22 protein-coding genes are annotated in these 26201 nt (G+C 67.7%); 6 read left to right on the plus strand and 16 right to left on the minus strand.

Translation table 11 applies throughout. From position 1 onward, the window contains the following. Window positions 1-8: 8 nt before the first annotated feature. Genes KPL78_RS15550 through KPL78_RS15570 form a run of 5 tightly spaced genes read right to left on the minus strand, consistent with a single transcriptional unit; the run spans window position 9 to window position 5011 of the window. Window positions 9-707: an RraA family protein gene (locus tag KPL78_RS15550; RefSeq protein WP_219763895.1), complete on the minus strand. Its 699-nt coding sequence runs from the start codon at window positions 705-707 to the stop codon at window positions 9-11. Next, a complete protein-coding gene (locus tag KPL78_RS15555) occupies window positions 704-1693 on the minus strand; it encodes a hydroxyacid dehydrogenase (protein ID WP_219763896.1) in 990 nt (329 codons plus the stop codon). Before KPL78_RS15555 ends, KPL78_RS15550 begins: the two co-directional genes overlap by 4 nt. A 1-nt stretch (window position 1694) precedes the next feature. Then, a complete protein-coding gene (locus KPL78_RS15560; RefSeq protein WP_219763897.1) occupies window positions 1695-2588 on the minus strand; it encodes an amidohydrolase family protein in 894 nt (297 codons plus the stop codon). Beyond that, window positions 2585-3604 carry a zinc-dependent alcohol dehydrogenase family protein gene (locus KPL78_RS15565; RefSeq protein ID WP_219763898.1) on the minus strand — a complete coding sequence of 340 codons (1020 nt, stop codon included), beginning with the start codon at window positions 3602-3604 and terminating at the stop codon, window positions 2585-2587. Before KPL78_RS15565 ends, KPL78_RS15560 begins: the two co-directional genes overlap by 4 nt. Window positions 3605-3607: 3 nt before the next feature. Next, window positions 3608-5011, minus strand: a complete 1404-nt coding sequence (locus KPL78_RS15570) for an LLM class flavin-dependent oxidoreductase (RefSeq protein WP_219763899.1) — start codon at window positions 5009-5011, stop codon at window positions 3608-3610. Window positions 5012-5242: 231 nt separating this feature from the next. Here KPL78_RS15570 and KPL78_RS15575 point away from each other — a divergent pair, with 231 nt between their 5' ends. Together KPL78_RS15575 and KPL78_RS15580 are read left to right on the plus strand one after the other, a co-directional pair. Then, window positions 5243-5782 carry a nuclear transport factor 2 family protein gene (locus KPL78_RS15575; protein ID WP_219763900.1) on the plus strand — a complete coding sequence of 180 codons (540 nt, stop codon included), beginning with the start codon at window positions 5243-5245 and terminating at the stop codon, window positions 5780-5782. A gap of 49 nt (window positions 5783-5831) precedes the next feature. Beyond that, window positions 5832-6803 (plus strand): Bug family tripartite tricarboxylate transporter substrate binding protein, encoded by a 972-nt coding sequence (locus KPL78_RS15580; protein ID WP_219763901.1) that lies wholly within the window; start codon window positions 5832-5834, stop codon window positions 6801-6803. Window positions 6804-7103: 300 nt separating this feature from the next. Here the strand turns inward: KPL78_RS15580 and KPL78_RS15585 are convergent, their stop codons facing one another. The 8 genes from KPL78_RS15585 to KPL78_RS15620 form a co-directional block, all read right to left on the minus strand. Further along, window positions 7104-7364, minus strand: a complete 261-nt coding sequence (locus tag KPL78_RS15585) for a hypothetical protein (protein ID WP_219763902.1) — start codon at window positions 7362-7364, stop codon at window positions 7104-7106. A gap of 247 nt (window positions 7365-7611) precedes the next feature. Then, a complete protein-coding gene (locus tag KPL78_RS15590) occupies window positions 7612-8592 on the minus strand; it encodes a Bug family tripartite tricarboxylate transporter substrate binding protein (RefSeq protein ID WP_219763903.1) in 981 nt (326 codons plus the stop codon). A 22-nt stretch (window positions 8593-8614) separates the two neighbouring features. After that, window positions 8615-10054 (minus strand): MmgE/PrpD family protein, encoded by a 1440-nt coding sequence (locus tag KPL78_RS15595; RefSeq protein ID WP_219763904.1) that lies wholly within the window; start codon window positions 10052-10054, stop codon window positions 8615-8617. Window positions 10055-10058: 4 nt separating this feature from the next. Next, window positions 10059-10676, minus strand: a complete 618-nt coding sequence (leuD, locus tag KPL78_RS15600) for a 3-isopropylmalate dehydratase small subunit (protein ID WP_219763905.1) — start codon at window positions 10674-10676, stop codon at window positions 10059-10061. Further along, a complete protein-coding gene (gene leuC / locus KPL78_RS15605) occupies window positions 10673-12076 on the minus strand; it encodes a 3-isopropylmalate dehydratase large subunit (protein WP_219763906.1) in 1404 nt (467 codons plus the stop codon). Before leuC ends, leuD begins: the two co-directional genes overlap by 4 nt. A 4-nt stretch (window positions 12077-12080) precedes the next feature. Continuing rightward, window positions 12081-12953: an isocitrate lyase/PEP mutase family protein gene (locus KPL78_RS15610; RefSeq protein ID WP_219763907.1), complete on the minus strand. Its 873-nt coding sequence runs from the start codon at window positions 12951-12953 to the stop codon at window positions 12081-12083. A gap of 89 nt (window positions 12954-13042) precedes the next feature. Continuing rightward, window positions 13043-14035, minus strand: a complete 993-nt coding sequence (locus KPL78_RS15615) for a Bug family tripartite tricarboxylate transporter substrate binding protein (protein WP_219763908.1) — start codon at window positions 14033-14035, stop codon at window positions 13043-13045. Then, complete coding sequence (locus tag KPL78_RS15620) at window positions 14035-15252, minus strand: 2-methylaconitate cis-trans isomerase PrpF family protein (RefSeq protein WP_255569049.1); 1218 nt, start codon at window positions 15250-15252, stop codon at window positions 14035-14037. The genes KPL78_RS15615 and KPL78_RS15620 overlap by 1 nt, the downstream gene beginning before the upstream one ends. Window positions 15253-15513: 261 nt before the next feature. Between KPL78_RS15620 and KPL78_RS15625 the strand changes: the two genes are divergently transcribed. Further along, window positions 15514-16164: a GntR family transcriptional regulator gene (locus KPL78_RS15625; RefSeq protein WP_219763909.1), complete on the plus strand. Its 651-nt coding sequence runs from the start codon at window positions 15514-15516 to the stop codon at window positions 16162-16164. A 211-nt stretch (window positions 16165-16375) separates the two neighbouring features. On the opposite strand, the gene KPL78_RS15630 is transcribed toward KPL78_RS15625, so the two are convergent. Continuing rightward, entirely contained in the window at window positions 16376-16582 is a 207-nt protein-coding gene (locus tag KPL78_RS15630) for a hypothetical protein (protein ID WP_219763910.1), read from the minus strand. 535 nt (window positions 16583-17117) lie between these two features. Between KPL78_RS15630 and KPL78_RS15635 the strand changes: the two genes are divergently transcribed. Further along, window positions 17118-18113, plus strand: coding sequence for a formylglycine-generating enzyme family protein (locus KPL78_RS15635; protein ID WP_219763911.1), 996 nt, complete (start codon window positions 17118-17120; stop codon window positions 18111-18113). 89 nt (window positions 18114-18202) lie between these two features. Beyond that, complete coding sequence (locus KPL78_RS15640; protein WP_219763912.1) at window positions 18203-20551, plus strand: arylsulfatase; 2349 nt, start codon at window positions 18203-18205, stop codon at window positions 20549-20551. 509 nt (window positions 20552-21060) lie between these two features. Here the strand turns inward: KPL78_RS15640 and KPL78_RS15645 are convergent. Further along, window positions 21061-23028: an alkyl sulfatase dimerization domain-containing protein gene (locus KPL78_RS15645; protein ID WP_219763913.1), complete on the minus strand. Its 1968-nt coding sequence runs from the start codon at window positions 23026-23028 to the stop codon at window positions 21061-21063. A gap of 874 nt (window positions 23029-23902) precedes the next feature. After that, window positions 23903-24442 (minus strand): hypothetical protein, encoded by a 540-nt coding sequence (locus KPL78_RS15650; protein WP_219763914.1) that lies wholly within the window; start codon window positions 24440-24442, stop codon window positions 23903-23905. 59 nt (window positions 24443-24501) lie between these two features. On the opposite strand from KPL78_RS15650, the gene KPL78_RS15655 reads away from it, so the two are divergent. Continuing rightward, window positions 24502-26199, plus strand: coding sequence for an efflux RND transporter periplasmic adaptor subunit (locus KPL78_RS15655; RefSeq protein ID WP_219763915.1), 1698 nt, complete (start codon window positions 24502-24504; stop codon window positions 26197-26199). The last annotated feature ends 2 nt before the right edge of the window (window positions 26200-26201 follow it).

Consider the following 26201-nt stretch of genomic DNA (forward strand, 5'->3'; position numbering starts at 1 on the left):
AGCGACGCTCAGATCCGTCGGATATGGCCGAAGCGCTCATTGGCCTTGTAGGCAACCTCAGAATCCTCGCCTGATTCGATCATACTGCGTGTCCGCGCCTCGATGACGATCAATCGTTCGGCGTCTTCTAGGATTGTGGTCAGGCCACGCTGCGGCACGACGATAACGCCATCCGCATCACCCACGACCATGTCGCCTGGACTGATCTCGACTGTACCATAGGCTTCGCCCGGCAGCGTCACCGTGACATCCAGCTCCGCGATTGCCATCTGGCCGCCACTGCTCATCGGGGTCAGGTAGCAGGCACGCATCGGCATGCCGAGTGCGGCGATGCCATCTCGGTCACGGTAGCCACCATCGGTCACTATGCCGACGCATCCGCTCTGGCGCAGCGACGCCGCCACGTTCTCCCCCAACACGGCAGAAAGGCCATACCCCCCCGTCGCCATGATCAGCACCGCTTCGCGTCTAAACTGACGATAGAGGTCAAATCGCAGATCCTTCACCGGCGGAGCACCGCCCATCGCGCGGCGGGCACGGACGCAGAAGGCTGGGCCGGCGAAGGGCGGCAGTTCGGCAAAGGCCCGCATCTCGCGGCTGAGGACCTGGTACGGCGCACCCGCCTTGGCGAGCACATCGCTCAGCACGCCCACTGGCACTTGCGCGTAGCGGCCTGAGAGATCGGCTGGGGTCACGGCATCCATCATGCGACCTCCGCACGGGCCTGGGCGAGGACATCGGGGTTGATCACGTATTCCGGGCGCCGGCCCGACAGTACGGCCAACACCGCCTCGACGGCGCGTGTCGCAGCACGCCTTCGGGCGGCCCAGGTCGCGCCGGCGACGTGCGGCGAGAGAACGACGTTGGGCAGAGAGAAGAGGGGGTTGTCGGCTGCTGGGGGTTCCTGCTCGAAGACGTCAATACCTGCGGCGCGGATCGTGCCGTCGCAGAGCGCGTGGATAAGGGCTGCCTCATCCACCACGCCGCCCCGCGACGTGTTCACGAGGATCGCGCCCGGCTTCATCGCCGCGAGTGCGATCGGCCCGATCAGGTGGCGCGTGGCCGGCATCAGCGGCAGATGCAGCGTGACGATGTCGGCCCGGCCGAGCAGGGCCGCCAGGTCATCCATCTTCTCCGCACCATGCGCGTGCATCGTCTCGGCCGGGACAGCCGGATCATAGGCCAACACGGTGGCATCGAACCCCTTCCCGCACATCTTCGCCACGGACTGACCGACATTTCCGAAACCAATCACACCGACGGTCGCCTCCCACAAAGCGTCGAAGATGAGCGTTGGGCGTTTGGCAGCGAAGCCGCCGCCGGCGACGATCGCGTGCACTTCCGGCACCCGACGCAGCACAGCAAGCATCAGGGCGACCGCGCCCTCCGCGACCCCGAGCGCATTGGCATTGCCGCTATTGGCGACGAGGATGCCGCGCTCCGTCGCGGCCCGCACATCGATGCTGTCCACGCCCGCCCCGTGCTTGGCCACGATCTTCAGCCGCGGACACTGCGCAAGCAGCTCGGCCGTGACCTCCAGCGATCTGACGATGACGCCATCGGCATCGCGCAGCGCATCCCGCATCGCGGTGGGGCTGACAATACCGTCATGCACCTCCCGCACCTCGCAATGTCGGCGCAACAATTCGATACCGACCGGATGGATCGGCGAGGAGACGACGACGATCGGCATGTCAAATCCTTCCTGTCGGGTCTGCACGCAGCCAGCGACCATAAAAGGCATAGGCATTGTCGCTGAGGATGCGCTGCGCGAGGTCAATGCGCCCGCCGGCCCAGTGCGGCAGCAGCTCGAGCAGCGCGCCGTCCTCAGGCATCGGGCCACGGATGTTCGGGTGCGGCCAATCCGAACCCCAGACGCAGCGCTCAGGAGCGGCCGCGATGATGGCCGCGGCAAAGGGCGCCGCCGCATCGTAGGGTAGGCCGGTGCGGTCGATCCTGTAGGGATGCGAGAGCTTCACCATGGCGGCGCCGTCCCGCAGCAGGTCGAGCAGCGCGCGGAAGCCGGGGCTGTCCGGTGATTCGGCCTCCACCGGGCAGCCCATGGCCTCGATGACCGTGGGCAGCGCCAAGTTCCGCAGCAGAGGCGCCAGGCATGGCAGCAGCGCTGCCTGCGCCACGATGATGTCGAGGTGCCACCCAAGATCGCGGACCTTTTCACCGACCTGGCGCAGATGCTCGGCGTTGCTGCTCTCACCCCACCAGAGGCGCAGGCCGCAAACCCCGTCCAGCGTCATCGAAGCCAGTGTGTCTGCATCCGCCCGGAGCACATCGATGTCCACCACGCCGAGCAGCCTGCCCCTGGCTTGCTTCAACGCGTCGACAAGGCAGGCATTGTCCTCGGCATAGACGCTGGGCTGCACCAGCACGCCGTAGCGCAGGCCGAGCGCGTCGAGCAGGTGAAGGTAGTCCTCCACGGTCTGTTCGGGAGGCGTGTAGCGGCGGTTCGCGGCATAGGCGAAGCGTGCAACGGGGCCGAATACGTGGGCATGGCTGTCGAGACCACCCGGACACAGCGGCCAGCTTGGCGGTTGCGTGGCACGATCGGCGGCTTTGCAGACCGGGATCATGCCGTGGCCACCCGGATCACGACCTTGCCAACGTGTCGCGCAGCTTCGAGATGAGCGAAGGCGGCGGCGGCTTCCTCGAAGGCGAAGACGCGGTCGATGACGGGGCGCAGACCGGTCGTCGCCACGACGCGGATCAACTCCTCCAGCCCGGGGCGGTCGCCGACGGTGATCGGACGCAGCATTGCGCCGCTCTGCTTGATCTGGAAATAGCCAAAACCCGGATCCTGCTCCGTCAGGAATCCGACCAGCGCGATCTCCCCACCGATGGCGCAAGCCCGCAGCGATTGTGCGAGCGTGCCAGGACCGCCGACCTCGACCACGCGATCGACGCCGCGGCTACCGGAGAGGTCTCGAACGACGTCGCCCCATTCGGGTGTTGTCGTGTAGTCAATGACGACATCGGCGCCCAGGGCACGCAGGCGCTCGGCCTTTGCCGCGCTCGACGTGGTGGAGATGACCCGCGCCCCGACGGCTTTCGCGAGTTGGAGAGCGAAGACCGATACGCCGCCGCTGCCCAGCGTCAGTACCTGGCTGCCGGCACGAATGGGTGAGGCTCCGCCTAGTGCGCTCCAGGCGGTGAGGCCGGCGCAGGGCAGGGTCGCCGCCTCCTCATCCGTGAGGCTGTCGGGGATTCGAACCACGGTCTCCTGGCTGACTGCCTTCAGTTCCATCAGCCATCCGTCCTGCTGGCTTCCATAGCTGTCGGTGCCCGCAGTGGAGGGCATGCGGCCGCCGAACCAGCGGGGATGGAAGCAGCCGATCACACGATCGCCGGGCCTGAAGGCCCGAACGGATTCGCCGACCTCCACGATCTCACCCATGGCGTCGCTTGCGGGCACCAGCCCGGCCAGCACGGGATGCGGGTAGCGCGGACCGAGGATCGAAATGTCCCGGTAGTTCAGCGCAACCGTCTTGACGCGCACCAGCACTTCGCCGCGTTGTGGCCGCGGTACGTCCATCGTGCACGGCCGCAGCCCATCCAATCCACCCAATGTCTCGAAGCGATAGGCGCGCATGGGTCAGACGGTCCCCGCGATCATTGGCTGCCCGGCTTTGCGCGCCAGCCGGCGGTAGCGCGCACCGACATGATCGGCGGCGAGACGCGGCGAGGTGGTGCCGCTGACGCTTTCGCGCAGCGTGGTGCCGGCATACTCCTGCCAGACTCGCCCACGGCGCTGCAGTTCGGGCACCACCATGTCCACGAAGTCCGGGAAGGCCCGCAGCGGCATGTGGTCGTTGATATTGAAGCCGTCGATATTGGCTTCCTCGACAAGCGCCTCCATGCGATCGGCGACCATATCCGGCGTGCCGACCAGCGTGACGCCGCCGACCGACTTCGCCATCATTTCGGCGATCTGGCGGGGTGTCCAGCTACGGGTCGGGTCGCCCTTGGTGAAGCGCTCGAGGTAGGAGCGGATGCCGTCCGTCTCGATATATTCGAGCGGCCGGTCGATATCGATACGTGAGAAGTCCATCTGCATCAGCGCCGATTGCCTCGCCAGCGTGCCCTCCAGATTGATGTAGCCAATCTGCTCGTCGTACTTGCGACGGGCTTCCGCCTCCGTCGGCGCGACGATGACGGACAGCCCCGCCATAATTCTCACGCCCGCCGGATCGCGCCCTTCCTGCGCAGCCATAGCCCGCAACTCGCGCACGGTGCGGGCCAGTCCCGCGACATTCGGGTTGACCAGAAAGACCGCTTCGGCATGGCGGGCGCCGAATTCCTTGCCCTTTTCCGAGGCCCCGGCCTGGAACAGCACCGGCGTGCGCTGGATGGATGGTTCGCAGAGAAAGGCATCCGGGACATCGTAGTAGCGGCCATGATGCGCGATGGGACGGATGCGCGCGGGATCGGCGAAGACGCCACCGCGCCGGTCATTGATGACCGCATCGTCCGCCCAACTGCCTTCCCACAGCTTGTACACCACCTCCATGAACTCATGCGCCATGGCGTAGCGCTCGTCATGCGGCACCTGTCGGTGGTGGCCGAGGTTCCGGGCCGCGCTTCCCACCGCCGATGTGACGATGTTCCAGCCGATTCGCCCCTTGGTGAGATGATCGAGCGTCGTCATGCGGCGGGCGAAGCTGTAGGGCTGTTCATAGGTGGTCGGTACGGTGACGCCAAAGCCAAGATGCTGCGTCACCGTTGCCATGGCCGACACGGCCATCAGCGGATCGTTGATGGGTACGTGGATCGCCTCGCGGAACGCGACATCGGCGTTGCCGCCGTAGATATCCGCAAGACCGGAGAAATCGGCCAGGAACAGGCTGTCGAACCGGCCGCGTTCGAGAGTCTTCGCCGTTTCAATCCAGTAGTCGAGATCCTTGTAGCGCCAAGCCTGGTTGTCCGGGTGGCGCCAAAGACCGATGGCGGTGTGCCCGACGCCGGCGATCTTGAAGCCGTTCAGATGGATGCGCTTCATCGTTTCCTCTTCGTCGCCGACGGCCCGTAGTGCCGCCGCTTGCGAGCGAGTTAGCCAGGTCGGGCAGGGAAACACTGTCAATCATGCGACAATTTGTGACGCCCTCGGCAGCGCAGACCGCGCCCAGTGGCGGATCCGGCTCGCCGGGCTGAACTGTCGGGTAAATGACAGTTTGCGGCGTGGCGACGCGCATAGCGTTCGGCGCAAGGGTAATGGGGAAACGACGCGACGATGGTGACCGAACGGCAGTTGCAGGATCTAGTCGACAAGCAGGAGATCTACGAACTGCTATGCCGCTATTGCCGGGGCTGCGACCGCCTCGACAAGGAGCTCATTCTCTCCTGTTTTCATCCGGGGGCGACCGACGTCCATGTTGGCCGCAGCGCGGGCGTTCACCATGGGACGATCGAGGAGTTCCTTGAGAAGGAATTCGAAGGCTGGAAGCGCTTCGAAGGGTCGCAGCATCACATCATGAATCATCTCTGCGAGGTGCAGGGCGACGTCGCCGTCGCGGAAACCTACCAGTTCTCCTTCTACTGGGCGAAGCCAGGGGACGATACTTCGGTGAACTTCATGAATTCGAATCGCTACATCGACCGCTTCGAGCGGCGCGAAGACAGCGTGTGGCGGATCGCTCGGCGCGAGTTCTATCGGAACTTCACGCGCAGGGAGACCAGGCCCTTCGTCTTTCCGACGGAGGAGAATGGATGGCCACGCGGGTCGCAGGATCGCAATGATCCCGCTTATCGGACACTGAAGGGGCCGGGCTGACGAAACACAACTCGCCCGAAATCACGCAACAACAAGAGGAACGTCCAGAATGAAGCGCAGGATATTCTGTGGCGCAGTCCTAACGGCGCCCGCCGTATGGGCCGCTTCAGGCGTCGCCCAGACCTTCCCAACGCGCCCTGTCACCTTGGTCGTGCCCTTTCCGGCCGGCAACGTGACGGATGTCTTTGCGCGCCTCGTGGCGAAGGGATTGTCCGACCGGCTGGGGCAACCGGTCGTCGTCGACAACAAGCCCGGCGCAGCCGGCATCATCGGGACGGAGCTCGTCGCGCATGCGCAACCGGACGGATACACGATGCTCTACGCACCCTCCGGGCCGATGGCGACCCATGTGTCGCTGTACCGGCGCCTTCCCTACGATCCCCTGACCTCCTTTGCACTTGTCCAAGGTCTGTCGGCCAATGCGCTCATTCTGGTGGTGCCCGCCACGCGGCCCTACCGGACGCTTGAGCAGTTCGTCGCCCATCTGCGGCAGAATCCCGAGCGACTTAATCTCGGCTCGCCAGGCATTGGCACCGGAGCGCATTTGGCCGGGGAACTCTTCCAGGTCGCGACCGGGACGAAGATGGCGCATATCCCGTATCGTGACGGCGGCGCCATGTATTCGGACCTGATCGCGGGCAACATCGACGCGGTCTTCGACTTCGTCGCCGTGATGCGGCCTCACGTCGAAGCGGGAAAGGTCTCCGTGCTCGGTGTGACTCGGGAGGATCGGCTGCGTAGCTTCCCCGCTGTCCCGACCTTCAAGGAGAAGGGCTACGACGTTCTGATCACGTCCTGGTCTTCGATCGCCATGCCTGCGGGCACGCCTGCCAGGGTCGTGGATCAGACGGCGGCAGCCGCGCGAGATGTGCTGGGATCGCCTGAGGTCGTACAGTTCCTGGCTTCCAATGACTCCGCGTCACTGGTCGCGCTCGATCCACCTCACCTTCGCGAGTTCCTGCTGTCAGAGATCGAGGTCTATCGACGGATCATTGCCATCTCCGGTGTTCGATTGGAGTAGGCATACCATGTGGAGCGCGCTTGCGTTGGCTGCCGGACAGCCGAGCTGCGCGCTGCGAAAATGAATTCTCACTCCGATCCGCTGTTCCGGTGAGATCTCTTACGATCTCCCACGACGTGTGACTCACGAGGGAGATTCCCCGAAGCGGCGGCGGCGATGTGATTCAGGCTGGTGATGCTGAGGGCGTCATCATGCCGAATGCTATCGCTCAGCGTCCCGACGTCAGCGCCACGGAGCTGCGGCGCTCGGCGCGGCGTAGCAAGGGCGCTGCTCAGACCCGTCACCTGTTTGTCGTTGGCATCAATCTACGACGGCGGCACGCGCTCGGAGGCCACGCGCATCGGGGGTGTCACACTGCAGATCGTGCGGGATTGGGTCGTGCGCTTCAGCGCCGAAGCGCCGATCGACCGCAAGTGGGCTGCCATTCTGCAACACCGCGGCGACGGACTTCCACTTGGCCGGAATGAGCGAGTTGGTCAGCCCCGGCAGGCACGCCGTGCTGCCGCACATCATCGTCTCGAACCAAAGGCGCTCGCGGCAGGCACTGACGATCGAAGACATGGCGCCGTATCACACTTGCGGTATCGTAACACCGCGCGGCGGAGAGTTGAGAGGTGCGGCGCGGCGTCTCTCGGTGACGTCCCGAGCTGCGGCAGGTCCTCCATGATCGGCAGCAGCCCGTTACCGGCCAAGCGGCGGAAACGCTCCATCGGAGCAGGGTAGCACTACGCAGTCTGGCCCGCCCGACAACGGCGTCCGGTAGCACGAAAGCCGCGCGCGGCTTCGTGCGCCAGCGTGGGATCCGAGACTATTCCGGCACGATTCCGGCCGCGCGCGCCATCTCCGACCGGCGGATCGTTTCGACGCGCAGGAATGCCGCATAGGCCTCGGGTGAGGAGGCGACGACCTGGATGCCGAGCGGCTCGAAGGCGGCACGCGTCTCGGGTGCGGTGAGCGCGGCGTGGAACACGTCATGCAGCGCGGCGACGAGGGCGGGAGGCGTCTCCGCCGGCACGTTTAGCCCATACCAGAAGGCACGGGCCTGGGCGCCCGGTACCACGGAGAGGATGGTTGGTACCTCGGGCAGTTCCGGCAGTTCCCGTTCCGCGGCCACGGCCAGGGCGATGAGCGTGCCGGCGCGCAGATGCGGGACCGCGCTGGCCAGGCTGAGCAGACAGATGTCGGTCTCCCCGCTGAGCACGGAGGTCGCCATTTGCCCGCCGCCGCGATAGGGCACGTGGGTGAACTCGACCCCGGCGCGCCTGGCGAAATCCGCGATCATCAGATGGGTGGCATTACCCGCGCCGGCCGAGGCATAGGTCAGCTTGCCCGGTTCCTTTCGTGCCGCGTCCAGAAGCGCGGGGAAGTTCGCGATGGCACCGCTACGCGTCACCAGGACCTGCGGCGAATGTACAGCGAGCATGATCGGCGCCAGCTCCCGCTGCGGATCGAGCGGCGGGCGCAGCATGATGTCGGCGGTGATGGTCATGGAGCCGCTGTCGGCGACGAAGACCGTGCGTCCATCCGGCGCGCTGCGCGCCACTGCCACGGCGGCAAGCGTGCCGGAGGCGCCGGTGCGGTTCTCCACCACGAAGGGCTGGCCGGTGCGCTGGGACGCACCACGCGCGACGATGCGCGAGAAGGCATCGATGCCGCCACCGGCCGCGAAGCCCACCACCAACCTGATGGTGCCCGACGGCAGCGCCTGTGCCTGCGCGCGGCGGCCCGCCAGCAGGAGTGACGGTGCGGCGAGCACCATGCGCCGCCGCAGTGTGAACCTGTTCTGCATTCTTGTTCCTCCCTCTCCAGGTTCAGGTGAGCGCGCTGCCGACCGGCGACGCGAGCAGCGCAACCAGGTCGCGCGCATCGGCCAGCGTCTCGATGCCGAGCACAGCGGCCTCGATCGCATCGCGTCGCTCCGCATCGACGACCAAGCCTGCCAGCGCGCGGTATTTCTCGACGATCTCGGCATTGGACAGCGGCCGGCGCAGGCCGCCGCGCGGGCCGTTGATCTCGATCTCCTCGACCGTGCCGTCGGTGAAGGCGATGCGCATGCGGGAACGGCCGCGGCCATCCGGGCCGCGCTGGTCATAGTCCGGCTCGTGATGCGCTTCGACCTTCGGCACCAGCGCCCAGACATCGTCCTGCGCGATGCGACTGCCGGCGAATTGCGCGACCAGCGCCGCGCCGTCGATGGCGGCAACCGAGACGGCGTAGGCCAGGTTCATCTGCGCGCCGATCTCAGTCAGCGGCCGTTGCGCCTGCCAGCCGCCATGGTGGTAGGAGGCGTGGTTGAGCCAGACCTCGATCCGCTCGACCGCCTCGGCACGGACGGGACGGCGTTCGCGCAGAGCGAGCATCGCGTCGATCGGGCCGATCAGCCCGCCCATCGCTGCATAGGGCTTGATGGCAATGCGCTCGGTCTCCCAGCGCTCGCCGAGCGCATCGGCGACCTGGGAAGCGTCGGGATCGTGACCCTCGCCGAAGGTGGACAGGAAGCCGCCGTAGTCGCGCTCATAGACGCGCTTGATGCCGGTATAGCCGCCGGCGGCCAAGAAGGCCGCGTTGAGGCCGGCACGCGCGGCGAAGCCGTGATGCATGCGCTTCGACATCGCCTCGTATTGCGCGGCCATCAGCCCGCCCGACTGGGTGGCGGCAAGGCCGAGCGCGTCCTCGAAGCCGGCCGCGTCCAGGCGCAGCAACGCGCCAGCTGCGGCGGCGGCCGCGTGGGTGCCGAACACCGCGCCGGAATGCCAGCCGCGCGAGAGCATCTGCGCGCCATGCAACGCGAGGCCGACACGCGGCCCGACCTCATAGCCGGCGACCGCGCCGCGCAGCAGCTCGGCACCGCTGATGCCGCCGCGATGCTCGGCGCAGGCGAAGAGCACCGGCAGCACCACCGAGGCCGAGTGCAGCGGTGCGAGGGGATGGAAGTCGTCCAGCTCGAAGCCCTGGATGAAGGTGCCGTTGAGCAGCGCCGCCGCGGTCGGCGAGGTCTGCATGCCGCAGCCGATCAGCGTCGCGCTGCCGGATTCGAGCGCGGTGACGATGTCGACCGCACGCTGCGACCACGGAAGTTGCGCGCCGACCAGCGCGCAGGTGATGCCGTCCAGCGTGACGTGCTTCGCGCGGTCCACCACGCGATCCGGCACGGCGCCGAGGTCGAGCCCGGCGAGCCAAGTGGCGAGCCGCCCGGTCGGCCCGGCCGGGTCCGTCGCCTGCCCGGCGCCCGCGGATGTGCTTCCGTCCATGTCCTTATCCTTCCTCGCCAAGCCAGATCCAGGGTCGCGCCTTCCTGTCGCGCATCTGCCAGGCGGCGACCTCCGGGTCGCGCTTCAGCGCCTGCGCCAGCTCGTCCACCCCTTCGAGCAGGGCGGCGCGGCGCAGCGGTGGCACCGTGAAGCCGGTGGGTTCGCCCGACGGCGTCCGCACCTGCCGTGCCACGAGGTCGACCGTCAGCGCGGCACCCGCCGAGGCCGCCTGGGCCAACGCCGCCACGACCTCGCGCGGCAATGCGACCGGCAGCAGGCCGTTGCGGAAGCTGTTGGCCTCAAAGATCTCGCCGAAGCTCTCGGCGATGACGCAGCGGATGCCCGCGCCGATCAGCGCCCAGACTGCGCCCTCCCGCGAGGAGCCGCAGCCGAAGTTCGGCCCGGCGAGCAGGATCGGCGCCTGGCGGAAGGCCGGCCGGTTCAGCACGCAGGCCGGATCCTCCGACCCATCGGCGCGGAAGCGCAGCGCCTCGAAGCAGAAGGCGCCGAGGCTCTCGCGCGGCGTGCCGGTCAGACGCTCGATGCGGATGATGAGGTCGGTGTCGACATTCGCCCGCATCAGCGGCACGGCGGGGCCGGTAATGGTGGTGAAGGGCGTCACGCGGCGAGCCTCCGCACATCGGCGATGGCGCCGGTCACCGCGGCGGCGGCGGCCATGGCGGGGCTCATCAGGTGGGTGCGTGCCCCCTTGCCCTGCCGTCCGACGAAATTGCGGTTGGAGGTGGAGGCGCAACGCGCCCCCGGCGGCACCGCCTCCCCATTCGCGGCGACGCAGAGGCTGCAGCCGGGTTCCCGCCAGGCGAAGCCAGCACCGCGGAACACTGCGGCGAGCCCTTCCGCCTCCGCCTGGCGCTTCACCGATTCAGACCCCGGCACCGCCCAGGCCTGCACGCCCGGCGCGACGGCGCGGCCGCGCAGCACGGCGGCGGCGGCCCGCAGGTCCTCGATGCGCGAATTGGTGCAGGATCCGATGAAGACCCAGTCCACCGGCGTGCCGGCGATCGGCGCGCCCGGGGTCAGGCCCATATAGTCGAGCGCCGCCATCCAGGCCGTTCGCCGCGCAGCATCGGGCGCCGCATCGGGCGAGGGCACCACGCCGTCGACGGGCATCGCATGCTCCGGGCTGGTGCCCCAGGTCACGGTCGGGGCGATCGCGGCGACGTCGATCGCGACCTCCCGGGCGAAGACGGCGTCGGGATCGCTGGCGAGGCCGCGCCAGGCCGCGATGGCGCGGTCCAGCAGCGCGCCGCGCGGCGCGAAGGGGCGGCCGGCGAGCCAGGCCAAGGTGGCGTCGTCCGGTGCCACCACGCCGAAGCGCGCGCCGAGCTCCACTGCCATGTTGCACAGGGTCATGCGCGCCTCGACGCCCATGGTCCGCACCGTGCTGCCGGCGAATTCCACCGCGTGGCCTGTGGCGGCGCTCGCGCCCAGCCGGCCGATCAGGTGCAGGACCAGATCCTTTGCCGTCACCCCCTGGGCGGGCGTGCCCTCGAAGCGCACGCGCATCGCGCCGGGCTTCCGCAGGGTCAGCACCTGCGTGGCCAGCGCCTGCACCAGCTCGGAGGAGCCGATGCCGAAGGCGAGCGCGCCGAGCCCGCCATTGGTGCAGGTGTGGCTGTCGCCGCAGACCACGCTCGCGCCGGGCAGGACGAGGCCAAGCTCCGGCCCCATCACATGCACGATGCCCTGCCCGGGCACGCCGAGATCGAAGAAGCGCACGTCGTTGCGTGCCGCGCCGTCGCGCAGCCCGGACCACAGCCGGGCGCCGGGCGCGTAACTCTCCCCGGTGCGACCGGGGGCGGTGGAGACGGCGTGGTCCGGCGTCGCTGTGGCCAGCGCCGGCGAACGCACCGGCAGGCCGCGCTCCCGCATCTCCTCCATCGCCCGCCAGCCCGACAGGTCGTGCAGCAGGACACGGTCGATATGCAGCAGCGCCCAGCCTTCGCCGAGATCGGCCACCACATGCGGGTCCCACAGCCGGTCGATCAGGGTCGCGGGCATGGCGCTATTCCGCGGCCTGGCTGTCGCGGAAGCGGGTGCGCAACGCGTCCCATTCATCCGCGCCCCAGCGGCGGAAGCGTTCGCGCACCGGCGGCGCGCCGGCCGAGGAGGGCGGCGCGCCGGTTTCGCGCAGCGTCGCCAGTGCTGCGTCGCAGGCCTGCACCACGGCGCCCAGCAGCAGGCTCGGCAGGATGGCAAGGCGGTAGCCCATCGCCTCCGCCTCGGCCATGCTGAGGTCGGGCGTCTTGCCTCCGCGCACCACGTTGAGCAGGCAGGGGCCACGGACCAGGCGCGGGATGGCGGCGACTTCCTCCATCGTGCGCGCTGCCTCGACGAAGGCGATGTCGGCGCCGGCCTCCAGCGCAAGGTTGGCGCGGGCGACGGCTTCGTCGAAGCCGATGACGGCGCGCGCGTCGCTGCGCGCGATGACCAGGAAATCCGGGTCGCGCCGCGCCGCGACGACGGCGCGGATCTTGGCGATGAACTCCCCGCGCGGCACCACCTCCTTGTCGTCCAGATGGCCGCAGCGCTTGGGGAAGACCTGATCCTCCACATGCAGCCCGGCGAGGCCGGCGCGCTCGTACTCCTGCACCGTGCGGGTGGCGTTCAGCTCGTTGCCATAGCCGGTATCGGCATCGGCGATGACCGGCACCCGCACCGAGCGGGCGATGACCGCGCCCTTGCCGGCCATCTCGCTCATCGTGACGAGGCCGAAATCCGGATAGCCAAGGGAGGCAGAGGTCCCCGCGCCGGTCATGTAGAGCGCGGAGAAGCCGGCCTGTTCGGCGAGCCGCGCGGTGATGCCGTCATAGACGCCGGGGGCCTGGATCATCGGCCCGGCGCGGAGCAGGGCGCGCAGCGTGGCGGCCGGCGTCATGCAAGGGCTTCCTGTGGCGATGCGCGCATCTCAGCTCTCCGGGCTCAGGGTTTCGGTGCAGTTGGGCGGTGCGATCCCCGACATCGGCGCTACTCCGGCCGCACGCCGGCACGCGCCGCGGCGGCGGACCAGAGCGCTACCTCGTGCCGCCAGAAGGCGCCGAAGGCTTCGGGGGAAAGCTGCCGCGGCTCGCTGCCGCCGGCACGGATGGCACTCGCCACGGCTTCGCTGCGGCCGGCCTCCTGCATGGCGGCGTTGATGAGATCGACGACCGGCGCGGGCGTGCCGGCAGGTGCGGCCAGCGCGCTCCAGGTCATCACCGCGAAACCGGGCAGACCCTGCTCGGCGACGGTCGGCACCTCGGGAAGCCCGGCGAAGCGCTCGGCGCTGGAGACGGCGAGCGCGTGGATGTTGCCCTCCCGGATCTGGGGCAGCACCAAAGCGCCAGCATCGAACATCAGCTGCACCTCGCCGGCGAGCAGCGCGGTCAGCGCGGCGGGCGAGCCGCGATAGGGCACGTGCAGGATGTCCATCCCGGTCGCACCCTTCAGGATCTCCATCGCCAGATGGGCGGTGATACCGTTCCCGCCGGAGCCGTAGGCGAGCTTGCCCGGCTCCGCGCGCGCCAGGGCGACCAGCTCGACCAGGTTCGTGACCGGCAGGGACTTGTTCGCGACCAGGTAGAGCCGGCCGACTGCGCCGATCGCCACCGGCACGAAGTCGGTCAGCGGCGAATAGGGTAGGTTCGCATAGATGGCGGGATTGATCGCCAGCTGCCCGGAGGTGCCGAACAGCAACGTGTGGCCATCCGCGGCCGCCTCCTTCACCGCCTGCGCGCCGAGGATGCCGTTGGCGCCGGACCGGTTGTCGATCACCACCGGCTTGCCCCAGGCCTGCTGCAGCGCCGCGCCATAGGCGCGGGCGGTGATGTCCACCGTCTGCCCTGGCGGGTAGCCGACAACGATGCGCACCGGCCGCGACGGAAAGGATCCGGCAGCGGATGATTGCGCGCGCAGCGGCAGCGGCAGGGAGAGGGCGGCGGCGGCGAGCAGGGTGGCGCGGCGGGACGATGCCTGGGTCATCACATGGCCTCCTGCACGCGTTCGACGTCGACCGCGGCCAGGGTGCTGCGAGGCACATAGGCGATGCCGTCCATCAGGCGCCGCGCGGTGCGGCCGAAGCCCAGACGCTCGAAGCGCGGCCCAGCCGCGTCGGCCTCCGGCGATGCGCGCACCACCACCTCCATCACGCCGAGCGGATGGCCGATGCGCAGCGTATCGGCGCCGCCTCCGGTGGGCCGCATCACCGCATGCACGACCGTGCCGGGAATGCGCGACATCGCCGCCGTGCACATGGAGCCGGTACCCGCCATGCTCTCATGGCAGCGGTTGTAGAAGATGAGGCGCGCCCGCAGGTCCATCGCCCCGGCAGCGATGGGGCGCTGCTGGCTGTCGGCATAGGCGGCAGGCGGCGCGACGAGCACGACGAGCGGCAGCGCGGGCGACTGGATCTCGGCTTGTCGCCAATCGGCCGCGAGGCCCATGCGCTGGGCGGCCTTGCCGCGCAGCTCCCGCAGCGCTGCGATCACTGGCTCGTTGGCGTTGATCTCGTCCGGCAGCTCGCTGCCGCCGAGGCCGAGATCGGCGGCGGGGACGAAAACGCAGGGGTTGGCGACATCGCCCATGGTCGTGCGGATGGCGCGGCCATCCTCGAGGACGACTTGGTCGAGGGGATGTCCCGTGGGCAGCACATGGCCGGTCTTGGCCCCGGTAGTGGCGCGGTAGTCCATGAAGATCTCCGCGCCGGTGCCCGGCACGCCGGGAATGGCGGAGGCGCCCTTCACCCGGACGCGGCCATCCGCCACCGGCACATGGGCGATGAGGATCTTGCGCGTATTGGTGTTGAAGATGCGGACCTCGGTAACCGGCTCGCGCGCCGGCACCAGCCCCTCGTCGATGGCGAATGGGCCGACGCCGGCGGAGATGTTCCCGCAATTGCTGGTGTAGACGACGAGGCCGCGGCCGGGCGGCACGATGCCGTAGGTGTAGTCCACATCGGCATCGGGCCGTTCGGAACGGGCGACGATGGCGAGTTTCGCGGTGACCAGACGGGAGCCGCCGAGGCCGTCGATCTGGAGCAGATCCTCGCTGCCGATCAGCGCCTTCAGCAGGGCATCGCGCGCCGCGCCCGCGGGCGGCAGGTTGTCCGCCTTGAAATAGAGGCCCTTGCTCGTGCCGCCGCGCATCAGCGTGCAGCGCACGGCGTCTTGTTCGGGGTTCGCCATGACGGTCATGCCCATGCCCGCCCGGCGCCCGGTTGCAGCGCGCGGATGCGGGGACGGGCGGATGCGCCGCCGTGCTTCGTCGGGCGGGCGCCGGATGCCGAGGGGCTTTCTGGTGCCATCGTCTCCTCCTGAACAAGGAGCCAGGTCGCGCCCCTCGATTGACGAGCAATATTGCCTGACAATTTGACTTGTCAATAGCTGGCCCCTGCCCCTGCTGGCTGCTATGCCTTGCGCTCTGTCGCCGGAGTGCGCTGCGCCTTGGAGTCGATTGGGGAAGTGAGCCGCCCGCGCGGGACGGTGGAGACGATCGTTGCCAAGACCCGCGACGCGATCCTCTCCGGTCGCATGGCGCTGGGGCAGCGCCTCGTCGAAGCCGACCTGACCGAGGAATTCGGCGTCAGCCGTGCCTCGATCCGTGAGGCGCTGCAGCGGCTGGCGGCGGAGGGCCTCGTCAGCATCGTCCCGCATCGCGGGGCGCTGGTGCGGCGCTTCACGCGCAAGGAAATTGCGGACCGCTACGAGATTCGGCAGAGCCTCGAGAGCCTTGCGGCGAGCCTGGCGGCCGGACGGATCGCGGAGGGCGACAACCGCGCGGTGCTTATGGCCGCGCTGCCCTCACCGGCGGAGACTGCGGCGGGGCTATCGGCCGCGCATCGGGCGCTGAACCTGCGTTTCCACAGGGCGATCGCGGCACTGTCGGGCAATCCGCAGCTCGCGCAGATCATCGAGCAGATGTGGCTGCCGGCCGCAGTCTCGGCGCAGCGCGATGCCCTGGGCATCCCCCTGCAATGGGAGGCGTCACTGCGCGAACACGAAGGGATCGCGGAGGCGATCCTCGCGGGCGACGCCATCGCGGCCGGTGCCGCGATGCGGGATCACCTCAGGCGTGGCTGCGAACGTGTTCTTTCGACGAGCCGCGCACCCTGAAGACTCGGAATCGCCGAGCGCCGGGGGACGGTAACGTCGACACTGGTTGTCGCACCGACGCCCGACTTCTGCAGAACTCTGTTCGCCACTTATATGAAGCGCGAGGTCACGCCATCCGTCGCTTCGTCACCCGCACAGACAGCGTTGCCGAACCCAAGTCGAAGGTGGCCGGCGAGATGTTCCGGGCCATGACGCGTGCGGTGTTGTTGGACTAGGCTGCGGCGTCGCGTTCGACGAAGCGTCGTCGACGATGCCAGCGCCGCATGGGCAAGGTCCCCCCCTGCCGCGCGCCGTTGACGGTCACGTCAATCAGACTGGTCGCGCCCGGTGCCAGCGATGGCAGGTCCCAGCTGGTCTCCAGCGCCAGCGTCCGCCTTCCCACCGGCAGCGCCGGCCTACCGCAGAGCAGCGCGGCCATGGCTTCTGGCAGACCGTATAGCCGCAGCGCCTCAATCTCGATTTACCCATCGAAGCCGACGATGCCGATTCGCGCGGATCCTCGGCATCCAGCTCGACGATCTGTTCGCGGAGCCTCCCCGCGTCGCGGAAGGAATGTCGCGATTCAATCAGGTCGGAGGGCGCTCCAAGCGGACATGCCACTCGGCAGTCGCGGCTTGGCCGCGGCCAAGCACGCGAAACCCTTCGCGCATGCAATACCATCGAGGAGTGAGGGGCCTGCCGAAATCGGCGCGCCAATCCCCACCTCGACCGCTGCGATCCGGGCCGTTAGCGGCAACGGAGACACCTGCCGGCCCTGCAAGTCACCTCGATGCTCGGCCAAGCAAATGATCAGTGCGACTAGGCTGGTCCCTTTCCGTCAGTTGCTATCCGCAGATCCATCCGCATTTCACGAAATTGTTTATCGTCCCAACTCACCGCAAATTCACCCTAGCATGCTGGGCATGCGATCAGATCCGAAGACCCCGAGATCAAGTGGGTCGGGAGGCGGTGTCGTGGAGCGTAGTCAGGCGGGAGCGTCCTTTCCGCGTCTTGCAGACGAGACCATCGCGGCGGAAATGGTTTGGCTTCCGGGCGGCACCTTCCGCATGGGCTCGAACGATCACTATGTGGAGGAAGCGCCGGTCCATCGGGCTTTCGTGGATGGGTTCTGGATCGACGCAGGGCCCGTTACGAACCGCGCCTTCGCCGCTTTCGTCGCCGCGACGGGCCACATCACCACGGCCGAGATAGCGCCGGACCCGCGGGACTACCCTGGGGCGCTGCCGGAGATGATCTACGCAGGAAGTCTCGTGTTCCGGAAGACACGCGGGCCTGTTGACCTCAGCCATTGGGGCCTGTGGTGGGATCTGCGTCGCGGCGCCTGGTGGCGCGAGCCCTACGGTCCCGGTTCTTCCATCGAGGGGCTGGAGGATCATCCGGTCGTCCACGTCTCCTACACCGACGCCCTCGCCTATGCGCGCTGGGCGGGCAAGGACCTGCCAACCGAAGCTGAGTGGGAGTTTGCTGCCCGCGGCGGGCTGGACGGCGCCGCCTTCGCGTGGGGCAACGTCATGCGGCCGGCCGGGCGCATCATGGCGAACACCTGGCAGGGCGCCTTTCCCTACAAGAACACCAAGGAAGACGGTTGGGAGGCGACCAGCCCTGTGGGCGCCTTCCCGGCCAACGGCTACGGCCTCTACGACATGATCGGTAATGTCTGGGAGTGGACGCAGGATTTCTGGGCGCCGCGGCACGACGCCGACGCGCCCAAGACCTGCTGCATCCCGCAGAACCCGCGCCGCGCGACGGATGATCAGAGCTATGATCCCGCACAGCCCGAAATCCGGATCCCGCGCCGTGTCCTGAAGGGCGGCAGCTTCCTGTGCGCGCCGAACCACTGCCGACGCTACCGGCCCGCGGCTCGCCATGCCGAGGCCATCGATACCTCCACCTGTCACATTGGATTCCGCTGCGTTCTCCGCAAAGCGGGAGCACCCGATCAGTACTGACGACAGCAACGGCAAGCCTGGCGCGCCGAAGCGCGCTGCTCATCGGTTCACGTAAATAGCAACAACAACAACAACCAGAGGAAGCTGTCATGAAGCGTCGCCTCCTGATGTTGTCCACCGCGCTGTCGGCGCTTGCCGCTGGTGCTGGTTTCCCCCGCCCGGCACGGGCGCGCGACGTGTTGCCGATCCCTGAACTGGAGCGTGGGCGAGACGTCAGCCCGGATGCTCGCCAGTCCCCCAGAGTGGCCCCGCAAGCGCCCCTGCGGCCACCTTCTGGCGCGCCGAATGTTCTGATCGTTCTGGTGGACGACATGGGCTTTGGCGCATCGAGCAGTTTCGGCGGCCCATGCAACATGCCAACGGCAGAACGACTCGCGGCAGGCGGGTTGCGCTTCAGCCGTTTCCACAACACCGCCCTCTGCAGCCCGTCCCGTCAGAGCCTCCTCACAGGACGCAACCATCATGCGGTGAATATGGCCGCGATCGCTGAAGTCGCGACAGCCCACCCCGGAGGTACCGGTGTCCGTCCCCCCAGCGCGGCGACGATCGCCGAGGTCCTGAAGCTCAACGGCTATTCGACGGGCGCCTTCGGCAAGATGCATCAGACGCCGCCCTGGGAGACAAGCCCCTCCGGTCCCTTCGACCGCTGGCCGACGGGAGATGGATTCGAGAAGTTCTACGGCTTCCTCGGCGGCGATTGCAGCCAGTGGTTCCCACCAATCTACGACGGCACGACCATCGTTGATCCACCGCGAATCGAAGGGCAGGAATACCACCTGAGCCAGGATCTCGCGGACCAGACCCTTGGCTGGATCCGGTCGATTCACGCGCTGACGCCGGACAAGCCGTTCTTCGCCTATCTGTCCTTTGGGGCGACACACGCGCCGCACCATGCGCCGCGGGAATACATCGAGAAATATCGGGGTCGTTTCGACCGCGGCTGGGACGTGCAGCGGCAGGAGACCTTTGAGAGGCAGAAGCGCCTGGGTGTCATCCCGACTGATGCCGAGTTGACACCGCGACCGGATTTGATTGCGGCCTGGGATAGCATGACGGCGGACGACAAGCGTGTCGCAGCCCGGCTCATGGAAGTCTATGCCGGCTTCGCCGAGCACACGGACGCGCAGGTCGGCAGGCTCATCGCCGGTCTCGAGGAACTGGGCGTGCTCGAGGACACGCTGGTCTTCTATCTGCTGGGCGACAATGGCGCCTCGGCGGAGGCCACCCGCTACGGCACCTTCAACGAAATGTCCTTGCAGAACGGCATCCCCCAGACCACGGCCGAGATCCTGCCGCATCTCGACAAGCTGGGCGGGCCGGAAGCCTTCAACCACTATCCGGCCGGTTGGGCTCACGCGATGAACACGCCCTATCAATGGGCCAAGACGGTGGCCTCGCATTACGGCGGCACGCGCTGCGGCGTCATCGTGCATTGGCCGAAGGGCTTCCAGGCGAAGGGCGAGATCCGCAACCAGTGGCATCATTTCATCGATGTCGTGCCGACCATCCTGGAAGTTGCCAAACTGCCGGCCCCGGCCATCGTCAATGGCGTGCAGCAGCAGCGGATGGATGGGGTGAGCCTGGCCTATACCTTCAGCGACGCCGGCGCGGAGGGCCGCCGCAAGACGCAGTATTTCGAAGTGGCCGGCAATCGCGCCATCTATCATGAGGGATGGAGCGCGGTAACGCGCCATGCGCCGCCCTGGTCCGCCACCGCGCCGCTGCCGCGGTTTACGGATGACGTGTGGGAGCTCTACGGACCGGATGACTGGACCCAGTCCCGCAACCTGGCACAGGCGAACCCGCAGAAGCTTGCCGAGCTCCAGCAGCGCTTCGTGATCGAGGCGGCGCGCAACAACGTCTTCCCGCTGGATGACCGGCAGTATGAACGGCTCGTCGCGGAGATCGCCGGGCGGCCGGACCTGTTGGCCGGACGGACCCGCATGCGCTTTTACCCGGGCATGCGCCGGCTCAACGAGAATGTCGTGCCGAACGTCAAGAACAAGTCGTTCCGCGTGATCGCCCAGATCGAGGTGCCCGCGGACGGCGCGAAGGGCGCCATTGTCGCGCAAGGGGGGCGCTTCGCCGGCTGGTCGCTGTACCTGAGGGACGGCGTCCCGACCTATTGCCACAACTGGATGGCTTCGGACCTGTACTACGTCCGTGGCGACGCGCCTCTCCCCGCCGGGCGCCACACCATCCGCTTCGAGTTTGCTTACGACGGTGGCGGCAATGGAAAGGGCGGCATGGGGACGCTCTTCGTTGGCGACCGGCAGGTGGGCCAAGGACGCATCGAGAAGACCGTGCCGAATATCTTTTCCTACGATGATCTTCTGGATATCGGCATGGATTCGCTGGAACAGGTGACGCCAGAATACGGTGTTCCGGAGGGTCGCTTTACCGGCCGGATTGCCTGGGTCGACATCGACAATGCGTAGACGCCGGCTGCTGGCTCTCGATGAGCCGACTTCACGACGTACCGAAACTAGACAGGGGGCCGCCACGCGTCGTGGTTTGCGCCGTCCAGGCAATCGAGTGTCTCGCAAAGCGGGGCGGGGCAGCATGCAGCCTCTCCCGCCGATGCGCCGCGCCTTCAGGGCGCGGCGATCCATTCTCCCAGGCAGGCCATTCTCTGCCGCTGGCTCCCAAGTCGCAGTGAGCGCCATCGCCATGCAGGTCGGCAGTGACGGATGCGGGATACACTCGTCGTCTTCACGCCATCAATGGTTACGTTGAGCCAGAAACCCTGCGTTCCCCAACGCTCCCACCCTGTCTCACGGGTGCTGACGCCGGACAGCCGCACTGCCTTCGGCGGGGCCGCCCCCCGCCAGCAACATTTCGCAGCCCCCAACTCAGATCTGTCGGCCGGGGGTCACTTGGTCTGATCGCGCTGTCGTCGCGCTAAGAGGTCATAAGCACGCCCTAGAAAAACGGCCTGCAGCGGCGGTCAGGGCCGGGAATGCGTCGTGGCTTGCAGCATGGTGCCCAAGGCCACGAGGGCGGGATCATTGACCCAATCGTAGACGGCGTCGAAGAGCGCAAAGAACGCCTTGGCCCTGGCTGCATCACCCGTCGTGATTCCAATGTCTCCTTTGTCGATCAGCGCCGCGGGATCGGCGACGTTGTTGAAGACCAGCGTCCAGGTCTCAGGCTTCATCCTCACGGTGACATCCGCTGCACGTCGTGCCTTCGTCACATCCTGGACGAAGTCCACGACGGAACGGCGCACGTGCAGACCGAAGCTCCGCCCATCCTCGAAGGCGAGCGTCATCAGCATGTCCGTATCCTTGGAGCGCTCGGCGCTGACGCGGACCCGGTAGTAGTTCACATAGTCCGCGAGGTTCGTCTCGACCGCAGCGGGCTGGGCCGGGACCGACTTGACGATGGACACCTTGCCTTCCAGTTCGCGCGCCTGGGACAGCAACCAGGAGCGCGTGTTGGTTGACAAGGTGCGATAGGCCATCTGACGCAGCGCCTCGGCCTTCAATTGCCGGTTGGCAGCGCTGTTATCGGTCTTCACCAGATAGTCGGCCAATTGGCCCGCCCAGAGATAATCCCCGTCCTCATGGGCCTGCCTTGCCTTCGTGCGAACGGCCTCCGCCCCGCCCATCGCGACGATCATGCGCTCCGCTTCCTCGGTCGGGTGAAGCTTGTGCAGATTTGCCGCATTGCGATCGAACTGACCGAAGATCGCGTTGAAGATCCGCGGAGCCATGAGCGACACCTCGCCGTAGTTCTGCACGAGAATCGGCGAGTTCTTCAGTCGCTCGGGCATTTGCACCGAGTAGCGCAGCTCGTCGGGGCCCTGACCCAGGAGAATCCCCTTCAGGGACTGGTCTCGCACGAAGGCGAGGCCGTCCTGGTAATCCTGCAGCCGCTGCATGATCTGATCGGCACCGGCGAGCGAAGTGCTATGCGTGCTGAGCAAGATATCCGGCTTCAGCTGCTTGATGATCTCGACCGAGGCGATCCAGCCGCCGGGATCGCGGTAGCGGCCGCCGCGCGCGCTATAGATATTGGGGTACATGCCCCAGATCACATTGTTCATGACGATCTTGCGATCGGGCATCCAAACCAGCGTCTGGTTCTCGGTGTCCGTGCCGACGCCGCCCGTGTAGAAAACCAGCCTGATCCCGGCGATGGTCAGTTCCTGCTTGTCCTGGATCGGCGTGTTCACCGGCACGAAACCGGCCGCTTGCGGCACGATGGTGTTCTTGAAGCGGCTGTCCGGCCCCTCTTCCGGCAGGTAGAAATTGAACTGCTCAACCGAACGCGCGTAGAGCACGGTTGAAACTTCAGGATGCGCCGCCGAGAGGCCGCCGGTGCGGGCAACCGATTCGTTCGTGTTGGGATGGCCGACGATCTTGATGTCGGTGTTTCCGCGCCTGGCTTCCTCGTCCACGAAATACTTCGCGCCATTCACGTAGTGCTCGTGCGAGTAGATGATGGCGCGGATCGGCGCATTGGTCGCACGGCGCAGCATGCCGTAAAACTTTTCGCCATCCTTCAGATTGTCGCCGGTGTCGTAGACGATCACCCCATCCTGGCCGGCGACGGCGTGGCAATTGACGATGCTTTCGGTGCCGAAGGTCCAGACGCCCGGCGCCACATTCACCACGATGTCGGCGTCATAGGACGCCCGCTGCGGTGAATCCACCGGCAGGTTCCAATAGGCGGCGGTCTCCTCACTGACCATGGCGCCCTTGGCAATGGTCACGACGCGCGTCCGCGCAGCATTCATGTAGGGCGATGGAAATGTGTGGGCGATGGCCGTTTGCTGCTGCGCCGTGGCCGGGTCTGGGGCAGCGACTACGGAGGCCGCCGCGACCGTCGCGCTGCCAGCCAGAACATTCCTGCGAGCGATGACGTTCGTCGCGCGCGGCGGATCACAGCATTCATCGCGCTTGCCGGTCATTTCCTTGCCCTTTCGGCTATTGGTTTCGTCACCTAGCCTTGCACGGAAGCCTACGCGGATCGGTGCCGTAATAGATAGCCGATCTGCTATGCCTTCATGCTTCACAATGAATCGCAGCGGACTTGGCTGCGCTGGATTGAGGCTCAGGTTTGGCGGAGCCGGCCGGCCGGTGGAGGCTGAGGCCCGCGCCAGTCCGATATGAATTGCAGATTTGCATTGCGGGGCGGACCGGCAACTTCCAGCCAGAGTCGGATGCTTTCGAATGGATTGTCCTGCCTACCCGCAGGCGAGGCACGTCATTAGCCCCCCGCTTCTCCCGCGTCGGCTCGATGGCATAGCCGCAACGCATGCAGTTCGCGCCGTCATCGGTGGCGTCGAACGGATCCGCGACGTGCTTCGTGGTCGCGGGAGCGGGCACCTTGCGTGGTCGGCCTCGGGGACGGCGCACTTCGACCGGCTGCGCCAGCGCGAGAGGCGGTGAGGGCGGCTCCTCGGCCGCAGCGGGTTCCCACGCCGGCATGACATGGGCCGTGGGTTTCGTCACCTCCACCGTGACTGGTTCCACGAGCAGCGGCGGGATGACCGGCCGCTTGGCGGGGAAGCCATCGTCCCGGGATGCTGCATGACCGTGCACCGCGACTCACGCGGCCTGTCCTTCAACGCTCCGCCTGATCGAACGTGCTCGACCTCGACGACGCGGCTGCTGCTGGATCCGCCTTCACGCCGGCTGGACCGCGGCGCGCCCTGGTGTTGTGACATTCGGCGCCGTCGGGTTCGTGGAGGCGCACCCCCGGCGCTTCCACGCCCGAAGGGCGGCCACGACTCACGTCAGCGCAGGCGCGCCGCGTGAGCGCGCGCCCCGCCAGGTGGTCCTTCAGCGAAGAGCCGCACTCTGCTGCCGCGGCGCATCGACCGAGAGGCGGTCGCCGTCGCGGCGGAAGGTCATCTCGTAGGAGGCGGAGCCGTACGACGCCGCCGGCACGGAGATGCTGGCCACCTGACCGGGCTGCAGCGTCAGCGTCGCCCGCAGAGGCGCGGCGTCCGCGTTGGTCGCAACAGTGGTCACCACGCGGAACGCGCCGCCCTGCTCGACCGAGTAATAGGTCACCGCCCGCGCCTCACTGAGCGCAGCGGCATGGGCCGCGCCGGGGGTCAATGCGTCGCTTGCGAAGCTCACGGACTGCGGGATGACGAGGGAGGCCACGAGCGCGGCGACGGGGATCAGCGCGATGTCCTGACCAGGAGAGACAGGTTGTGAGAGAGAAGAATGGAGCAGCGATAGGAACCGCGAAGCGAGATTCTCTGGACGTCGGCGCTTGCGGAGAAAGCAGCCAAAGCCCCAGCTCGACCTTGCGTACCCTCCTGCCATCATCCGCAGGCGCAGATCGCGATCGTCCCAGACATACTTTGTCATAATCCTGCGCGGCGCCGTCGCACACATGGCGGCATGCAGAAGGCATTCAGGAGCCTTCCATGCCCTTTCGTCCTGCCTTGAGCCAAGTGCCGGCCGTCTTACGCCCTGTCGCCGTCGTCCTGATCGCTGCGCTTCTCTTCGGCCGGCCTGCCGCTGCGCATGAAGGGCATGACCATGGCGCCGCCGCCGAACCGGTCGCGAGCGCCCTGCCACGGACCGAGTCTCAGAGCGACCTGTTCGAACTCGTCGCCATCCTGCAGCCGGGCGGCGCCCTGACCGTCACGCTCGACCGCTATGCCGACAACAGCCCGGTCGACGGCTCGGTCACCCTAAGCCTCGATGGCCAGGAAGTCGCCGCCGAGCGCCACGGCATCGGCCTGTTCGTCGCGCGGCACCCGCTGCTGGAACGGCCCGGGCGGCTGGATCTTGTCTTCACCGTCACGGCCGGCGAGGAGATGGACCTGCTGACCGCGACGCTCGAGGTGCCCGCCCCGGCCGCGACGCCCGGCACCGCGGTCGATGCACTCGCCATGCTGCGCGGCGGCGCCATGCAGATCGGCATCGGCACCGGCCTGCTCCTGCTCGGCCTACTGCTGGGGCGCGCCTCCGTCCGCCGTCCGCTGCCGCCCATGGTCGAGGGGGCACCCCCGGCCCGTCCCGTCGAGGCCGTGCCATCGGACAAGCGGCGCGCTGCTGCCCTGCTGCTTATCGCGCTCATCGCCGCGGGGCCTGCGGCGGCCCAGCAGGCGCTGGTCACCGGGGAGGCGCCTCGCCGCCTGCAGGACGGGGCCATCTTCGTCCCGAAGCCGTCACAGCGCCTGCTCGGTCTGCGGACCCTGCTCACCGAGAATGGAGAGGCCTCGGCCGCGCTGCGCATGGTCGGCACGCTGGTGCCCGACCCGAACGCGTCCGGCCGCGTGCAGGCGAGCCAAAGCGGCCGCCTGGAGCCGGGCGATACGGGTTTCCCGACGCTCGGTCAGCGCGTCGAACGCGGGCAGGTGTTGGCCTATGTCACGCCGACCTACAGCGCGGCCGAACGCGGCAGCCTGATCCAGAACGCCGCCGAGCTCGACGCCCAGATCACCATCCTCGAAGCCCGCGTGCGTCGCCTGACCTCGCTGCGTGGCACGGTTGCCGAGCGAGAGATCCAGGACGCCCAGGCCGAGCTCGCGGGCGCGCGCCAGCGCCGCACCGCCATCCAGCCCGCCCTGTCGGGGCGGGAGGCACTGGTCGCCCCGGTCTCGGGCATCGTCTCCACCGTGCGCGGCGCCGTCGGGCAGCTGGTGGACAGCGCCACTACCGTCGTCGAGATCGTCGATCCCAGCCGGCTGTGGGTGGAGGCGCTTGCCTTCGACCGCGCGGTATTGGAACGCATCACCGGAGCGAACGCCACCCTGCCGGATGGCCGGGTGCTGGACCTGGTCTTCATGGGGCGCGGGCTGACGGTCCGCCAGCAGGCGGTGCCGGTGAACTTCCGGGTCGACGATCCGCCGCCCGACGCTCCGATCGGCATTTCCGTCCTCGTCACCTTGCGTACCGCCCGCGCCGTGCGGGGCATCGTGTTGCCGGCGGATGCGGTGGTGCGCAGCGCCGAGGGACCGCCGGTGGTCTTCGAACACGCGACCGCCGAGCGCTTCGCCCCACGCCAGGTGCGTGTGCAGCCGCTGGACGGCACGCGGGTGGTGGTGACGGCGGGGCTGGAGGCGGGGCAGCGCGTGGTAGTGCAGGGTGCCGCGCTGATCGCTCAGGTGCGCTGAGC

Origin of the sequence: Roseomonas alba (assembly GCF_019430885.1) — a bacterium.
Classification (GTDB): Bacteria; Pseudomonadota; Alphaproteobacteria; order Acetobacterales; family Acetobacteraceae; genus Neoroseomonas; species Neoroseomonas alba.

Coding starts and splice junctions, on each gene's coding strand:
- KPL78_RS15550 (WP_219763895.1), bottom strand. CDS start 707: ATGATGGATGCCGTGACCCCAGCCGATCTCTCAGGCCGCTACGCGCAA.
- KPL78_RS15555 (WP_219763896.1), bottom strand. CDS start 1,693: ATGCCGATCGTCGTCGTCTCCTCGCCGATCCATCCGGTCGGTATCGAA.
- KPL78_RS15560 (WP_219763897.1), bottom strand. CDS start 2,588: ATGATCCCGGTCTGCAAAGCCGCCGATCGTGCCACGCAACCGCCAAGC.
- KPL78_RS15565 (WP_219763898.1), bottom strand. CDS start 3,604: ATGCGCGCCTATCGCTTCGAGACATTGGGTGGATTGGATGGGCTGCGG.
- KPL78_RS15570 (WP_219763899.1), bottom strand. CDS start 5,011: ATGAAGCGCATCCATCTGAACGGCTTCAAGATCGCCGGCGTCGGGCAC.
- KPL78_RS15575 (WP_219763900.1), top strand. CDS start 5,243: ATGGTGACCGAACGGCAGTTGCAGGATCTAGTCGACAAGCAGGAGATC.
- KPL78_RS15580 (WP_219763901.1), top strand. CDS start 5,832: ATGAAGCGCAGGATATTCTGTGGCGCAGTCCTAACGGCGCCCGCCGTA.
- KPL78_RS15585 (WP_219763902.1), bottom strand. CDS start 7,364: ATGTCTTCGATCGTCAGTGCCTGCCGCGAGCGCCTTTGGTTCGAGACG.
- KPL78_RS15590 (WP_219763903.1), bottom strand. CDS start 8,592: ATGCAGAACAGGTTCACACTGCGGCGGCGCATGGTGCTCGCCGCACCG.
- KPL78_RS15595 (WP_219763904.1), bottom strand. CDS start 10,054: ATGGACGGAAGCACATCCGCGGGCGCCGGGCAGGCGACGGACCCGGCC.
- leuC (WP_219763906.1), bottom strand. CDS start 12,076: ATGCCCGCGACCCTGATCGACCGGCTGTGGGACCCGCATGTGGTGGCC.
- KPL78_RS15610 (WP_219763907.1), bottom strand. CDS start 12,953: ATGACGCCGGCCGCCACGCTGCGCGCCCTGCTCCGCGCCGGGCCGATG.
- KPL78_RS15615 (WP_219763908.1), bottom strand. CDS start 14,035: ATGACCCAGGCATCGTCCCGCCGCGCCACCCTGCTCGCCGCCGCCGCC.
- KPL78_RS15620 (WP_255569049.1), bottom strand. CDS start 15,252: ATGGGCATGACCGTCATGGCGAACCCCGAACAAGACGCCGTGCGCTGC.
- KPL78_RS15630 (WP_219763910.1), bottom strand. CDS start 16,582: ATGGCCGCGCTGCTCTGCGGTAGGCCGGCGCTGCCGGTGGGAAGGCGG.
- KPL78_RS15640 (WP_219763912.1), top strand. CDS start 18,203: ATGAAGCGTCGCCTCCTGATGTTGTCCACCGCGCTGTCGGCGCTTGCC.
- KPL78_RS15645 (WP_219763913.1), bottom strand. CDS start 23,028: ATGACCGGCAAGCGCGATGAATGCTGTGATCCGCCGCGCGCGACGAAC.
- KPL78_RS15650 (WP_219763914.1), bottom strand. CDS start 24,442: ATGACAAAGTATGTCTGGGACGATCGCGATCTGCGCCTGCGGATGATG.
- KPL78_RS15655 (WP_219763915.1), top strand. CDS start 24,502: ATGCCCTTTCGTCCTGCCTTGAGCCAAGTGCCGGCCGTCTTACGCCCT.